The sequence below is a fragment of the Streptomyces sp. TG1A-8 genome, from assembly GCF_030499535.1.
Classification (GTDB): Bacteria; Actinomycetota; Actinomycetes; order Streptomycetales; family Streptomycetaceae; genus Streptomyces.
In genome coordinates, this window is record NZ_JASTLB010000001.1 from 7,086,161 (window position 1) to 7,099,320 (window position 13,160).

The 13,160-nt window shown below is 67.2% G+C and carries 13 protein-coding genes and 3 pseudogenes; 6 read left to right on the plus strand and 10 right to left on the minus strand.

Features of this window, described 5'->3' with window-relative positions; all coding sequences use genetic code 11:
* The first annotated feature begins 400 nt into the window (after window positions 1-400).
* From QQY24_RS31735 to QQY24_RS31750, 4 genes are all read left to right on the plus strand, one after another.
* Window positions 401-1,012: a peptidase inhibitor family I36 protein gene (locus QQY24_RS31735; protein WP_301976079.1), complete on the plus strand. Its 612-nt coding sequence runs from the start codon at window positions 401-403 to the stop codon at window positions 1,010-1,012.
* 81 nt (window positions 1,013-1,093) lie between these two features.
* Complete coding sequence (locus QQY24_RS31740) at window positions 1,094-1,513, plus strand: hypothetical protein (RefSeq protein ID WP_301976080.1); 420 nt, start codon at window positions 1,094-1,096, stop codon at window positions 1,511-1,513.
* Between the two features lie 591 nt (window positions 1,514-2,104).
* Window positions 2,105-2,602 carry an HNH endonuclease family protein gene (locus QQY24_RS31745; protein ID WP_367658029.1) on the plus strand — a complete coding sequence of 166 codons (498 nt, stop codon included), beginning with the start codon at window positions 2,105-2,107 and terminating at the stop codon, window positions 2,600-2,602.
* Entirely contained in the window at window positions 2,599-2,889 is a 291-nt protein-coding gene (locus QQY24_RS31750; RefSeq protein ID WP_301976081.1) for a hypothetical protein, read from the plus strand. Before QQY24_RS31745 ends, QQY24_RS31750 begins: the two co-directional genes overlap by 4 nt.
* Window positions 2,890-3,225: 336 nt before the next feature.
* Here QQY24_RS31750 and QQY24_RS31755 read toward each other — a convergent pair whose 3' ends face one another.
* The 4 genes and pseudogenes from QQY24_RS31755 to QQY24_RS31770 all read right to left on the minus strand — a co-directional run.
* Window positions 3,226-4,602 carry an IS1380 family transposase gene (locus tag QQY24_RS31755; protein ID WP_301976082.1) on the minus strand — a complete coding sequence of 459 codons (1,377 nt, stop codon included), beginning with the start codon at window positions 4,600-4,602 and terminating at the stop codon, window positions 3,226-3,228.
* A 458-nt stretch (window positions 4,603-5,060) separates the two neighbouring features.
* Complete coding sequence (locus QQY24_RS31760) at window positions 5,061-5,339, minus strand: hypothetical protein (protein WP_301976083.1); 279 nt, start codon at window positions 5,337-5,339, stop codon at window positions 5,061-5,063.
* Complete coding sequence (locus QQY24_RS31765; protein ID WP_301976084.1) at window positions 5,291-5,548, minus strand: hypothetical protein; 258 nt, start codon at window positions 5,546-5,548, stop codon at window positions 5,291-5,293. Before QQY24_RS31765 ends, QQY24_RS31760 begins: the two co-directional genes overlap by 49 nt.
* A gap of 41 nt (window positions 5,549-5,589) precedes the next feature.
* Window positions 5,590-6,036: pseudogene (locus QQY24_RS31770) on the minus strand (transposase); the annotation flags it as partial.
* Window positions 6,037-6,180: 144 nt separating this feature from the next.
* Between QQY24_RS31770 and QQY24_RS31775 the strand changes: the two are divergent.
* Window positions 6,181-7,329 (plus strand): ISAs1 family transposase, encoded by a 1,149-nt coding sequence (locus QQY24_RS31775; RefSeq protein WP_301975985.1) that lies wholly within the window; start codon window positions 6,181-6,183, stop codon window positions 7,327-7,329.
* 33 nt (window positions 7,330-7,362) lie between these two features.
* Here QQY24_RS31775 and QQY24_RS31780 read toward each other — a convergent pair whose 3' ends face one another.
* Window positions 7,363-7,824, minus strand: a complete 462-nt coding sequence (locus tag QQY24_RS31780) for a hypothetical protein (RefSeq protein ID WP_301976085.1) — start codon at window positions 7,822-7,824, stop codon at window positions 7,363-7,365.
* Entirely contained in the window at window positions 7,821-8,114 is a 294-nt protein-coding gene (locus QQY24_RS31785) for a transposase (RefSeq protein ID WP_301976086.1), read from the minus strand. The genes QQY24_RS31780 and QQY24_RS31785 overlap by 4 nt, the downstream gene beginning before the upstream one ends.
* 67 nt (window positions 8,115-8,181) lie before the next feature.
* Between QQY24_RS31785 and QQY24_RS31790 the strand changes: the two are divergent.
* Window positions 8,182-8,607: pseudogene (locus tag QQY24_RS31790) on the plus strand (ATP-binding protein); the annotation flags it as partial.
* Between the two features lie 69 nt (window positions 8,608-8,676).
* On the opposite strand, the gene QQY24_RS31795 reads toward QQY24_RS31790, so the two are convergent.
* The 4 genes and pseudogenes from QQY24_RS31795 to QQY24_RS31810 form a co-directional block, all read right to left on the minus strand.
* The gene (locus QQY24_RS31795; RefSeq protein ID WP_301976087.1) at window positions 8,677-9,288 is read right to left on the minus strand and encodes a DinB family protein; all 612 of its coding nucleotides are present in this window, start codon (window positions 9,286-9,288) and stop codon (window positions 8,677-8,679) included.
* 159 nt (window positions 9,289-9,447) lie between these two features.
* Complete coding sequence (locus tag QQY24_RS31800) at window positions 9,448-10,002, minus strand: TnsA-like heteromeric transposase endonuclease subunit (protein WP_301976088.1); 555 nt, start codon at window positions 10,000-10,002, stop codon at window positions 9,448-9,450.
* 83 nt (window positions 10,003-10,085) lie between these two features.
* Complete coding sequence (locus QQY24_RS31805) at window positions 10,086-12,728, minus strand: DEAD/DEAH box helicase (RefSeq protein ID WP_301976089.1); 2,643 nt, start codon at window positions 12,726-12,728, stop codon at window positions 10,086-10,088.
* Window positions 12,729-12,806: 78 nt separating this feature from the next.
* A pseudogene (locus tag QQY24_RS31810) lies at window positions 12,807-13,160 on the minus strand (hypothetical protein); the annotation flags it as partial.

Genomic DNA, 13,160 nt, shown 5'->3' on the forward strand with positions numbered 1-13,160 from the left:
GTTTCCGAGAAGCACTGCAAGGCTGTCAAACAGCCACGCCCTTACACAGGCACCTGCACTGCGATTTCTTCGAGGCAGCACTGGGTTCGCGACCGGTTGCGGTTCCACGGCATGGTGATCGTGCGTCTCACCCAATGCGTTGAAATCCCCTGACCTATCGTCCTCTGCTCAGCACCGGGATATCGACTGCCCGGTCGCAGTCCCTCATCGCCAGCTCCTGGAGAGCAGTCGGGCAACGGCCCTCTCCTTCCCATCCGGCCAGCTCACGCTGTCTGATCAAATCGACTACTTCCCAGGGAGATCACACGTGCGCATTCGCCATCTCGTTATTGCCGTTGCCATCGTGCTCGCGGCCACCACGGCCCCCGCCGTTGCGGCAGACACAGAGGAGACACCCGCTGTGATCACGGATGTCCTCTCACCTGAGGAGGAGGCCGCAGTGCATGCCGCGGCCGATCCGGATCTCAAGGTGGACATGTACTACAACGGCGAGAAGATCGATCCGGCCGGCGACTGGGGGGGCGCCCAGATCTGCGCCGAGGTCGACGAGGACGGCACCATGGAGTGCTTCGACGACAACACCGAGGCCAACAGCCGTCTGGCCAGCGTCGCCCCCACCAAGGAGGCTCGACAGGGAGCAGCCGCTGCCCTCAAGGGGCAGGCGAGACAGGCCACGGACAGTGCCTCCGTGCTCGCCTATGACGACTGCCGCACTGGGTGGGTCTGTCTGTGGCAAGACTCCAACTACAAGGGACGCCGCCTGCAGTGGCCCACCTACGACACATCCAAGACCCGCCACCTCGACATATACTCGCCCTCCTTCCGGGACAAGGCGTCCAGCGCGGCCGTCATGCGCTCCCAGCGCGGTGTCACCCTGTACGACTTCCGCTCCGGTCTGCCGGACCCGCGCCTGATCCTCGCTTCCGGCTACACCCTGTGGTCCAACTTCAGTAACTACGACTACACCTACGGCGGCAGCTGGAACGACAAAGCCGACGCCATCCTGTTCTGACACACTGAGTCCTGCGCCCTTCCGGGCTTCGGCATCGGAAGGGCTCTTCTCGTCCCCCACGCTGGAGAGACCATGCGCGCAATGATCATCCCGCTGTTGGGCATCGCAGCTACGGCCGCGCTACTCACCGGATGCAATCTTCAAGACGACTCCGTCGAGCCTGGCCCCACCGGCGTGGCCACGAAACTCCCCCAGGACAGTGATCGAGCCAAGTCCTCCAAGCAGGCGCAGGAGTTCCGGTCGTGGGTGGATAAGCACGGCAACGCGAGTCAGCAGAAGGCAGCCTCACGAGTCCAGAGAATCATCGGTGACTCGGACGACAAATCCGGAACAGTCTTCATCTCCACCGACATCAACGGCGGCCCAAACCCAGTCACGGATCCCACGTCCACGGCGGAGGCCATCGTGAAGACGTTCACCGCTTACACAAAACCGCAGAGAACCCGCGTCAGCGTCTACGACGTCTTCGGTCAGGTGCTTGCCGACAACGCAGGGACCTGAGCTCGGCATCGTGTGCCGGGACCGCACCGTTCAGGGATGCGCCAACCTACGGTGACCCAGACACCGGCGTACAAGCCAGAGACCGATAGCGCACATCCAAATCCCGCCACTGCAAAGTTCCGGCCGGGCTGAGGTCATGTCCGCCACGGAAGCCGGCACAACGATTACTCGCCCGCTTGTGGCAGGCACCCTCTGCCCACAAGCGTTCTGCTGCACCCGATTCCCAGATCGGTACGTCACCACCTAATCGTCCATCAAGTATGTGGCGTGAACATGGTCGCCTGCACCCCCTGGCCAGATAGCGTGCACAGTCCAGTTGTCGAGCCGGAAGAGGCCAGAGTGCGGAACGTGAACCATGAACAGCGGCGACGGACGTGGGGGCTGGCAGTGGCCGTTTTGGCCGTCACGCTGACAGGGTGTTCGACGGTGACCGAGCCGACCCCCGACGCCAGCGGCGTCACACCTGCAGGCGCCGCCGCTCCCACTGAAGACAGCGCCGCAGGAGCAGAAGGTAGGCAAACGGAGACAGCGTCGAGGCTACCCGGGCTTCCAAGCGCTGAAGAGGCCCGCACCGCGCTGGATAGTCTGAGAGTGGCAATTCAGGGGTCGATGGCGGGCTACAGCCGCGCAAAATTCCCTCACTGGGCCGCCCAAGGGGAAAGCTGCGACACTCGCGAAATGATCCTTCAGCGCGACGGCACCGGTGTACAGCGCGACGCCGAGTGCAGGGCCGTGTCCGGGAAGTGGGTGAGCGTCTACGAGAACAAGACCTTCACCGTTACTGCCGACCTCGACATCGACCACACTGTGCCCCTAGCCAACGCCTGGCGCTCTGGCGCCGACGCCTGGAAACAGGACGAGCGCGAAGCATTCGCCAATGACCTCACCCATCCGCAACTGCTGGCCGTATCCGCCGCCACGAGCCGCTCGAAGGGCGACCAAGGCCCGGACGAGTGGCAGCCACCGAATCGCTCCTACTGGTGTACCTACGGCCGCTCCTGGGTCGCCGTCAAGGCCGCGTACAAACTGACCGTCACCCAGGATGAGAAAGCCATGCTCACTAAGATGATCGACACCTGCACGCTATGAATACGCCCTCGGCGCCGGACAAACCGGAGCGGCTGGCAGACACTGTGAAGGCTGGCCCCGGCGGAGCCATGACCGACGAGGTCGGCATCGTCACCGGTGACCTCACTGTCGCCACCACTCTCCAACCCGGCGGTCGCGCCGCCCTCACCGTCCAGTACGCCGACGCCGAGGACTGGTACCACCTCACCGGCAGCCCCGCTCCCCTACCGCCCGCAGGGCTCGCTGCCCTCCACTGCGATGTCCTTAAGCGCATCCGGGCAGGCGGTGGAGCTCAGGCACCAAGCTGAAACCCGCCTAAAGTTCCCCCTGCCAGTCGGACAGCTTGATACTGGGACGGATGGTCCCGGAGGAAGCAGTCACAGGTGGTGGGCAAGAAAAGCGCAGAGCATGGGCGGGGCCGCTGTGCGTCAGCGCGTGGGACCATCCCCGCGCCCGCGGGGATGGTCCCCTATTCAAGCTCCTAACCTCGATCTTTCTTGAGGGTCCGCCGACGGAGTCGGTGGACCCTTTTGCTTTCCGGAGCTGATGGTGGGCAGGCCGGTGGCCCGGCTATCGCGTCGGGTGGGCGCCGGGTTCCACTGCCCGGGGCGGGTGATGCTGTCGCAGGGACGGTGGGTTGCTGGTCAGCCGGGGTCGGGCAGGAGCGCGAGCCGTTCGAGGGCGGCGGTGATCTCGCCGGTCCAGGGCCAGTGCCGGGCGAGGCGGAGAATCCTGCGCCAGCCGGTGGTGACGAGCTGGCCGGCTGCGGAGAACAGGCGGAACCGCAAGCGACGCGGTTCCCAGAGCCTGGCCCGGCCGGTCAGGGCGAGCATGGGCATCCAGGCCAGCAGGTCGAGCGCGATCTGGACGATCTCCATCCAGACCCGGTTCTGGGCGGTGTTGTGCAGAGGCAGGTTGCGCAGGCCGGTGGCACGGGCGGTCCGGATCCGGTCCTCGGCCCGTGCCCGGAGCCGGTGGCGCAGTTCGAGCTCGGCGATCGGTCGGCCGGTGGTGTCGGTCGCGAAACACGTGATCCGCATGCCGTCTGCGTCCGTGATCCTCAACTGGGCGCCGGGATGGGGCCGTTCTTTGCGGACGATGAGCCGCATGCTCTTGGGCCAGCCGTGAAGGAGCCTGCCGGTGAGCTCGGCGACCCAGGCCCCGTCCCGGGCCTCAGCGTCGGCCTCGACGGCCGGGGTCCAGGCCGAGCCGGGGACCTTCAGCACGTGTTCGTGGATCGCTTCGGTGACCGTCATGCCGACCGAGTAAGACAGCCATCGGCCCCGCTTCGCGAGCCAGGACACGAAGTCGTGGGTGCCGCCGGCGGAGTCCGTGCGGATCAGCGTCTGCCGTCCTCGTCGGTAGCGCTTGGGCAGTTGGGCCAGGGCGAGTCGGGCGGTGGTGGTGTGGTCGGCTGCGGTGCTGGAGCCCGCGCTTCCCGGTCTGAGGAGGGCTGCGACGGGCTCTCCGGTTCCGCCCGGTCCGTGGTCGACGAAGGCCGTCAGCGGGTGATGGCCGTAGGTCTTCTTCCAGGTCGGGGCCGCGTTCTCCTTGTCGGAGTGCGCGATCACGAAGACGCCATCGAGGTCGACGGTGACCTGGCCATCGGCGTCCGGGGCGTTCTCGCCGGCCAATGACCAGGCACAATGGCGGACTTCGGAGCGTGCGGACCGGATGGCCTGCAGGGCTTTGTCGCCGGAGGCGGCGAGGGTGTCGATCAGGCGGGAGACGGTCGGGTCGGGGGCGACCGGGCCGAAGACGGCCGGCTCACACCGCAGCAGGACGACGTCCGCGAGGCAGTCTCCGCCCAGTGCGACCGCCAGGGCGACGTCCAAGAGGATCTTGCCGGGATCGTGGACGGCCCGCGGCTTGCGCCACGGAGCCAGAGCTGCAGATATCGCCTGGTCAAGGCCCGTTTTGCGGACCGTCTCCAGCAGCAGGACCGCACCGGCCTGTGAGACCACCTGCCGACCGTCTTCCTGGACACGGACACGCGGGTACGACGAGATAGGCTCTCTCACCTGGAAAGTGCTCTTTTCCTTGCAGCCAACAGGCCCCTCAGCAAATCCTATCGTTGCAGGTCAAGGGCGCTTTCAGTGTTTCTGATCAACTCTCGGACAGCCCACCTCGTGAAAGCGCGAGGCTAAAGAGGGCTTGGCTACCCCTGCCCCGGCGCGAACGCTGCCCGCACACATGGACTGCCTGGAGGCCGGACAAAGCAACGACTCTCTGTACCTGACCCAGCCCGATGACCGCGTCCACCGCATCAAGTATCCCCACCCTTCACCGGCTGTAGGGGGCGAGCTGCGGGGCTTCGACGGGGATGCTGGCGGACTTGCACCTCTGGCGGCCCGTGGCCGTTTCTGGTCCCTAGCCGCCGTGCTGCGCTCTTCAGGTGTGCGGGGGAATGGGGGTGAGCCCCGGAGCGGTGTCCGGGGCTCACCTCGTCATGGCCGCCGGCCCGTGGATGCGGCGGCGGTCATTCCGCTCGGACGGAGGCGCCGTAGTCGTCGCGCTGGCGGAGTACCGCAGTCTCCTGGGCTGGTGCGGGCCATACCTGGATGAGGTACCGCTCGGTGACGTCGTCCGGGGCGAGGTCGACGGCGCTGTCGCGGCCGCGCGCGTGGATGCGCAGCCGGTAGTCGCCGGGGCCGGCGAAGGACAGTGCGGGCAGTTCCTCGTCGAGGTCGGCCATCAGGCCGCGCACCATCAACTCGCCCGATAGCGAGTGCAGCGAGATTTCGACGATTTCCTCCATCCGGTGTCTCCCGGCTGGGGGGCGTTGGTGTGGAAGGTGACGTCGACGTCGCCGGTGTGGATGCCGGTGAGGATGGTGGCGATGCCGTCTTCGGTCTCGACCAGGCCGTTGTGCGTGCGGGGCAGGTAGGGGCCGGCCTCGTCGCTAATCCTGAACTGGTGGTAGTGCACGGGCACGAGCTGCTGTGCGTGCACGGCCTGTTCGGTCATGGCATGTCCGGGCCTGCTGCATGATCGGGTGACAGCGGGGTTTATGCAGCCAAGGCTGCGGCTGGGGTCATGATGGTCTCGTACTCGACGGGGGTCAATCGGGCCAGGCGTCTTTGACGCCGGCGTCGGTGATAGGTGCGCTCGATCCAGGTGACGATCGCGATCCGCAGCTCCTGGCGGGTGGCCCAGGCACGGCGGTCGAGGACGTTCTTCTGCAGCAGCGCGAAGAAGCTCTCCATGGCCGCGTTGTCGCCGGCCGCACCGACCCGGCCCATGGAGCCGACCATGTTGTGACGTACGACAACGGACACGAACTTCCGTGAGCGGAACTGCGACCCGCGGTCGGAATGAACAATGCATCCGGCGACCTGGCCGCGACGGGCCACTGCGGATTCAAGGGCTCTCACCGCGAGGCTGGATTTCATTCGGGCGTCGATGGAATAGCCCACGATGCGGCCGGAGTACACGTCCTTGATGGCACACAGATACCAGGGCTGATTCAAAGTCCTGGTGATCACGAAGCGTTGCTGGTCACGGAGGTGTGACGGGGTGGCCGGTGGGCCGTCACGAAGACAACGAGGCTCCAGTTGACGGGGTGACCTACCAAGTCGCCCTGTATCACCGGAGCCTCGATGTGCCGCCAGTCTGCCACTGTCTGCCTGACCAAGTCGCCCTCGCCGCGCCAGCGTGAACTGCCCGACGTCGCCGAGCGGTTGGCGACACTGCTCGACCTGCGCGACCGCCGTGGCCGTCGGCACTCGCTGGTGTCGGTCCTGCTCACCGCGGCCTGCGCGGTGCTGGCCGGGGCCCGCTCCTACCTGGCCATCGGCCAGTGGGCGCGCAATGCCCCGCAGGACTGTCTCGCCCGTCTCGGCATCCCGTCCCGGGGCCCGCTCGGCATCCGGCGCGCGCCTGCCACATCCACGATCCGCCGTGTGCTCACCCTGGTGTGCCCCGGCGGGCTGGCCGATCTGCTCGGCTCCGCCCCGGTGGGCGCCGAGCAGGTGGCCGTGGACGGCAAGACCGCCCGCGGCTCGCGCACCGACACCGACGACGCCGTTCACCTGCTGTCTGCCCTGACCGGCTCCGGACGCGTGGTCTCCCAGCTCCCGGTGCCGGACAAGACCACCGAGGTCACCGCCCTGCCCGCGCTGCTGGCGCCCTTCGACCTGATCGGCTGCACGGTCACCGCCGACGCGCTGCACACCAGCCGCGAACAGGCCCGCTACCTGGTACAGGAGAAGAAGGCCCATTTCGTGCTCGTGGTCAAGCGCAACCAGCCGCGCCTGCACACCGCGCTGCGCGCCCTGCCGTGGAAGGAATGCACCGCGGTGCGCCACGACCGCGAGCAGGGACACGGCCGGCACGAGACCCGCTCGGTGCGTGCGCTGACCGTCACCGGCCTCGGCCTGGACTTCCCGCACGTCGCGCAGGCCGTGAAGATCCACCGTTACCGCACCGACGTCAAGAGCGGGAAGACCACCCGGCAGACGGTCTATGCGATCACCGACATGACCTCCCGTCAGGCATCCCCGCAGCATCTCGGGCAACTCGCCCGCGCACACTGGGGCATCGAGTCCGTGCACCACGTCAGAGATACAACCTTCGCCGAGGACGCATCCAAGGTCCGCACCGGGCACGGCCCGGCGAACATGGCCACACTGCGGAACCTCGCGGTCAACACGCTCCGCGACGCCGGTCACCGCAGCATCGCCGCCGGGCTACGGCAGGTTTCCTACGCGCCCTTCACTCACCCGCTCGACCTGCTCGGACTCGCTTGACCTGCACCGATACATGATCACCAGGACTTTGAATCAGCCCTGACACAGATACAGCTTGCCCTCGCCGGTTGGGTGCTCGGTGATGTCTGTCAGCCACAACCGGTTCGGCCCGTCGGTGGTGAAGTTCCGCCGCACCAGGTCATCGTGGACCGGTGGCCCGGCTTTGGCGTTCTTGCCGCGGCCTCTTCGCTTGCCGAAGGCGCTCCACCAGCCGTTGTCCCGGCAGATCCGCCAGGCGGTCCGCTCGGCCATCGCCTCGCCGGCGGCGCGGGCCTCGTCGAGCAGGAAGCGGTGGCCGAACTCTGGATCGTCGCGGTGCGCGTCGAACAGGGCGTTGGCCCGGTATGCCTCGGCCATCTCGGCGTCGGTGACCGGTCTGGTCAGCCACCGGTAGTAGGGCTGGCGGGCCAGCCCGAGCACCCGGCACGTCACCGCCACCGGCACCCGGTGAGGGGCAGCGGCGACGGCCAGCTCGCGGACGAGCGGGTACATCATTTTGCCGGCAGGTTCGCCTGCGATAGATACGCCGCTGCCCTTCTGAGGACCTCGTTCTCCTGCTCCAGCAGCCGGATGCGCTTGCGGGCCTCGCGCAGCTGGGCCGACTCACCCGACGCCGCTGCCGGCCTGGCGCCCTCGTCGGTGTCGGCACGGCGCAGCCACTTCGACAGAGTGATCGGGTGGACGCCGAAGTCGGCGGCGATCTGTTCCAGCGTGACGCCGGGCTCGCGGTTACGCGCGACCCGCACGATGTCCTCGCGGAACTCCTTCGGATACGGCTTGGGCACTGCGACATCCTTCCAGGCCGCCTCTCAGCAAGCCAGGTCAGGTGTCACCTATCCGTGCAGCAGTCCCTCCCACATGCTCATCGCCCTGGGCACCGAGGCCGCCATGAAGGGCTACCGCGTCCGCTACACGCTGGCCACCAAGCTCGTGAACGAGCTGGTCGAAGCTGCCGACGAGAAGCAGCTGAACAAGACCATCGCCCGCTACGGACGCGTCGACCTCCTCTGCATCGACGAGCTCGGCTACATGGAACTCGACCGGCACGGAGCCGAACTCCTCTTCCAAGTTTTGACCGAACGCGAGGAGAAGAACAGCGTCGCCATCGCCTCCAACGAGTCCTTCGGCGGCTGGACCAAGACCTTCACCGACCCCCGCCTCTGCGCGGCCATCGTCGACCGCCTCACCTTCAACGGCACCATCATCGAAACCGGCACCGACTCCTACCGCCTCGCCAGCACCCGAGCACGAACCGAGGAGCCCGCCAAGGCCGGCTGACCGCTGCCGCTACCTACCTCGATGTGCAGCCGCCCTGGCAGGCGGCTGCACATCTCGCCTCAAACTGTCTCAGCTGATCTGATCCGAAGTTACGCGTCGGTCGGCTTCCTGAGCTGCATGCTCCAGCCGGCTCCGATGGTTCTCCCACCACGCCGAGTCGCCAGGCGCCATGCTGTCGTTGCCCTTGTTCATCCCCACGGCACCATCCATGAGCTCCCGGATGATGTCGGCATGACCGGCGTGCCGGTGCGTGTCAGCGATCACGCGCACCACGGCGTGGTGCAACGTCACCTCGTCCTTACCGCTGGGCCACCACGGCACCTTGCCGATCGTGTCCAGCGCCAGCGCGTCGAGCGTCGCGTCCGCGTGGGTCCACGCTCGGCGGTAGAGCTCAACGATGTACTCGCGTGACTCGTCGGCGGTGACCCACATATCCGCGTTGGGCTCGGCACCGTCTTCTAGCCAGGGCAGCGGTTCACCGGACGGCCGTCCGAAGGTGTCGCCGAGATAGCCCAGCTCCACGCTCGCCGCGTGCTTCACCAGGCCGAGAAGGTTGGTGCCGGTCGGCGTCGACGGACGGCGGAGGTCGTACTCCGAGAGCCCTTCGAGCTTCCATAGCAGGGCATCACGGGCGGACTGCAGATAAAAGTGAAGATCAGCCTTGGGATCTGATGCGGTCATGGGGCAAGTCTGCCGCGCGCATGATCTCTATCCACCACCGGCGGCGAACCAGATCGTCTTACGCAACGAGCGAACCGGACATGCGCCGTCGTTTCTCCTCAACATTCGCGAGCCGCTTGATCATCAACTGCCTTCGCAACCCACCGACAAACGCTGTTCCTAGACATCAACGAAGCCAGTACACCAGATCGACCGGCCCCAGCACCGCCAGCCCACCGACGCACACACCTCGCCGACCACCGCCGCGAGGGACCGCTGCCGCCGAGAAAGCTCCCCTCTGGCGGTGCAGTCCGCCAAGACCCCCTGGCCGTCGGTGAGCCGGAGCATCACCTGCGGGACATGCGTACGCACCCCGTCCGGCGCACGCCACCGCAGTTCAAGCGGCCGACTGGCCAGGCCTTGGACGCGTGGATCGCGGTCGAGCAGCATCAGATGCAGCCGCATCGCCCCAGACCCGTAATGCACGAGCCGTCCGGTGGTCGCCGACCACCACCATCCCGGCGCCATGCGCTTGCCCTTGCGGGCTGAAAACGGCCTCAGAGGCGGACACTGCTCAAAGGGCACTTCGGCGGCCGCCGCCTGCCACGACGAACACTCCGTCGTCCCGCCCGCAGCCAAGAACCGTACGTCCACAGCTCTGACATCGGCCGACCCGGCCTTTGCCACATCCCATTCCGCGCTCCGCACACAGAGCCAAACGTCTTTTCGGCTCATCCGGTAATGGGCATAACAAGCCAAAGGGAACCAGAGACCAGATCCAGGTTCTGCCAGGCGTCCCTGACACCGCAGACGTGCTGTCAGCTGCGCTCGGGCTGCTCTTCGGCCCAGGCGTAGCCCAGCTGAGCGAAGGCTGCTCGTTGCTCGGCATCCAGCCGGTCACGCCTGGCTTTCTGGTTACTCAGAAACACACCCAGCTTGATCGCCGAACCGTCCGGCAACTCCTCAATGTGCGCCCTTCCAACGACGGTTCTGCCTTCCCGCTGGATGTACTGGCTGAGGGCCGCGAGACCGCGCTGGAAGGCTGATACCTTCCCGGTGCCCTTCGCGGCCGGGGCCGGTGCGGGCGGTTCGGCTGGTGTTACCCCCAGCGCGGTCAGCCGTTGCTGCTGTTCCTCGGAGAGTTCCGCCCAGCTGCGTCGTTGCCGCTGGAGCCATTTGCCGAGGTCGTCGCCTTCGAACTGCACGCCGGGCTCGATGGCCGGGAGGGTGCCGTCGGGTTCGTCGGCGGTGAGGTCGGCGAGGACGCGGTAGTGGCGTTGCCAGTCCAGGGGCCAGGGGCAGTTCCAGTCAGGGTCGATCGCGGCCAGCTGCGCGGCCCGCGTTGCGGCGCGCTGCGGGTTCTTGCCGAGGCCATCTTTTCGGCGGAGGTTGGCCATGTGTTCCCCGACCGGGACCAGTTCGCTGTCGGCGGCGCCCCATACGGCGTCGCGTCTGGGGGCGAGGTGGCCGTGGGCGCGGTGGAAGGAGCGCAGGGCTGCGAGTTTGTTCTCCCAGGCTTCGTCGCCGGGTTCCCACACCATCCCGGCCTCGTCGAGCAGTGTCTTGCGGTGGGGATCGAGTTCACCGGCACGGTAGGTGCGGCGCTGCTGGTGGACCCAACGCCCCAGCGGGAACGCCTTGGTGACGCTGGCCTCGGTCTCGGTGTCGTAGGGGACGGCGTACAGGCCGGTGATGTGGTTGTCCTTCCGCCAGCGGAGCAGGGCCTGGTAGCCCTCCAGCCAGACCAGGGTCTCGGGCCGGTACACCCGGGCGCGCAGGAACGCCGCGATCGTCGCCGCGTCCCTCGGGGTGGAGAAGTGCAGCAGCGCTGACTCCACCGCGCCCTCGCTCTCGTCCTGCCCGCCCTCCTTTTCGGCCGTGGCGCCGATGATCCGCCCGTCCTCGTCCCGCTTCACGTGCACCTGCCGCCGCCCGCTGCTCAGCGCCCGGCTGGCGAGCTGCTCGACGAGGCGTTCGGAGTGTGAGCGCAAGCCTTGGAGGACCGCTACCAGGGGTGCGAACGAGGCGGAGGCGACCATGCCGGTCGGGTCCTCGCCGGGCTTAAGGAAGACAGGCACGATGATCCTGGCCACCTTGTTCGTGCCGTCGGGGTTCGGGCGCAGGGCCCGGCCGATGTTCTGCACGATCTCCACCTGAGAGCCGCGGGTGTCGGCGAAACACACCGCCTCCACACCCCGCTCGCCGACGATGTCGACGCCCTCGCCCAGGACCCGCACGCTGGCCAGGAACGCCCGGTGCACGCGCTTGTTGCCGGCGTCGAGGCCGTCGGCGAACTGGCGCAGGACCTCCCGGCGTTCGGCGACGAGGTGGTCACCGCACAGCCACGCCGCCCACACTCGGTCCGGGGGCACGTGGCGGCCGGCCTCCAGCGGGTAGAACTCTGCATCGATCGACGACTTCGGCAGCAAGTCCGCGTCGGCCAGGGCCTTGTCGGAGACCTCGGCCGCGTACAGCTCGGCGGCCGTCTGGGGCATCGTCTCCGCGAACGCCATCGCCTCCTCCACCCGTTGGTGGAAGGTCATGACCGTGCGCAGGTTCCGCGCGGCGGCGTGCTCCAGGAGCGCAGTCTGCAGCAGCGCCAGTCGCCGGCCCCGCTGCGCCTCCTCTGATAGTGCCTGGGCGGGGGAGGGGTCGTGGATCTCCAGCACGTCGATCTCGAACCCGGCGAGGATGCCGCGCTCGATCGCCTCGGACAGTTCGAGCTCGTAGATCCACTCGCCGTACGGGCCGTCCGGATCGGACGCCATGGTCGCGATCTCCAGCTCCTGCCCGTCCCTGCCCTTCTGCGGGCGAGGGGAGGCGAGGATGCGCGGGGTGGCGGTGAGGTAGAGCCGGAAGTCCGCCGGGATGCGGGTGTTGTCGTGGATCGCCGCCCACGGCCGCCCAAGATCACCCGTGGTTGAGTGGGCTTCGTCGACGACGGCGATGTCGAACGGGGCCATCGTCTGTCCGTACAGCCGCTCTCCGCCTGCCAGAGCAGCCTCCAGCGGCCCGCGAACGCGTCCCTGACCCAACGGGTCCTCCGCGTCGTCGCGGTCCACGAGAGAGGCGTACGTGGCGAACACGACCACCGGCCCATGCCCCGCCCACAGCGCCAACTGGATCGCGTTCGTAGTGGTCCGTACGCCCAGCTGCTCCAGGACGTCGTCCTTCTCCAGCGAGCACACCCCGACCATCGGCCCCCTGTGACCGACCCTCCGCCACGCCTGAACGGTCTGCACGAGCAGATCGAGGGTAGGGACCATGACGAGGATCCGCCCGCCACGGAAGCACTCCAGCGCAGCCCACGCAGCCGTGATCGTCTTGCCAGACCCCGTGGCGGACACCACTGTGGCGCGCGCCCCTTCCGCGGGCACAGAGGACCTTGCAGGGAATCCGACCCAGTGACGGATACGCGCAGTCGCATCCACCTGGTGCTCTCTGAGCACGATTCTATGCATTCCAAACTGTCCTGTCATCAGTTCCTCTTGCCGAGAGCGACGCTGCAGCCCGATGTCTCATCGATGGCAGGTGATCTCTTAAACGCCGAGTCCTTTGAGGCCCCATTCATCGAGCCCGGAGTAGACCGTTGCCGTCCGGCACTGCGGTGCCAACATGCACTCAGCTTCCCCGCGGTAGACGGCCACAAGAGAGTCAGCTCCTCGCCACCAGGTGTCTGCGCGTCCGGCAACCTCCAAGACCGGCTCGAAACCCTCGAGTTGCAGCGCCTCCACGGCTTCACCAGTCACCGTAGTGGTAGTGCGGGCGCACCGGCGGGCGTGATCTGCGAGAGCCACCGACTCCACCCATCCCTCGATGCTGCCGTGCAGAGGCACCCAGGTGCCGGCATGGATGCCGAACTCTCCCTCGGAGCCAATCATGAAGGCGTAGGG

What these genes read in the sequence shown, in the direction of transcription:
- QQY24_RS31740 (WP_301976080.1), top strand. Translation starts at nt 1,094, where the DNA reads ATGATCATCCCGCTGTTGGGCATCGCAGCTACGGCCGCGCTACTCACC.
- QQY24_RS31750 (WP_301976081.1), top strand. Translation starts at nt 2,599, where the DNA reads ATGAATACGCCCTCGGCGCCGGACAAACCGGAGCGGCTGGCAGACACT.
- QQY24_RS31760 (WP_301976083.1), bottom strand. Translation starts at nt 5,339, where the DNA reads ATGGAGGAAATCGTCGAAATCTCGCTGCACTCGCTATCGGGCGAGTTG.
- QQY24_RS31765 (WP_301976084.1), bottom strand. Translation starts at nt 5,548, where the DNA reads ATGACCGAACAGGCCGTGCACGCACAGCAGCTCGTGCCCGTGCACTAC.
- QQY24_RS31775 (WP_301975985.1), top strand. Translation starts at nt 6,181, where the DNA reads ATGTGCCGCCAGTCTGCCACTGTCTGCCTGACCAAGTCGCCCTCGCCG.
- QQY24_RS31780 (WP_301976085.1), bottom strand. Translation starts at nt 7,824, where the DNA reads ATGATGTACCCGCTCGTCCGCGAGCTGGCCGTCGCCGCTGCCCCTCAC.
- QQY24_RS31795 (WP_301976087.1), bottom strand. Translation starts at nt 9,288, where the DNA reads ATGACCGCATCAGATCCCAAGGCTGATCTTCACTTTTATCTGCAGTCC.
- QQY24_RS31800 (WP_301976088.1), bottom strand. Translation starts at nt 10,002, where the DNA reads ATGAGCCGAAAAGACGTTTGGCTCTGTGTGCGGAGCGCGGAATGGGAT.
- QQY24_RS31805 (WP_301976089.1), bottom strand. Translation starts at nt 12,728, where the DNA reads ATGCATAGAATCGTGCTCAGAGAGCACCAGGTGGATGCGACTGCGCGT.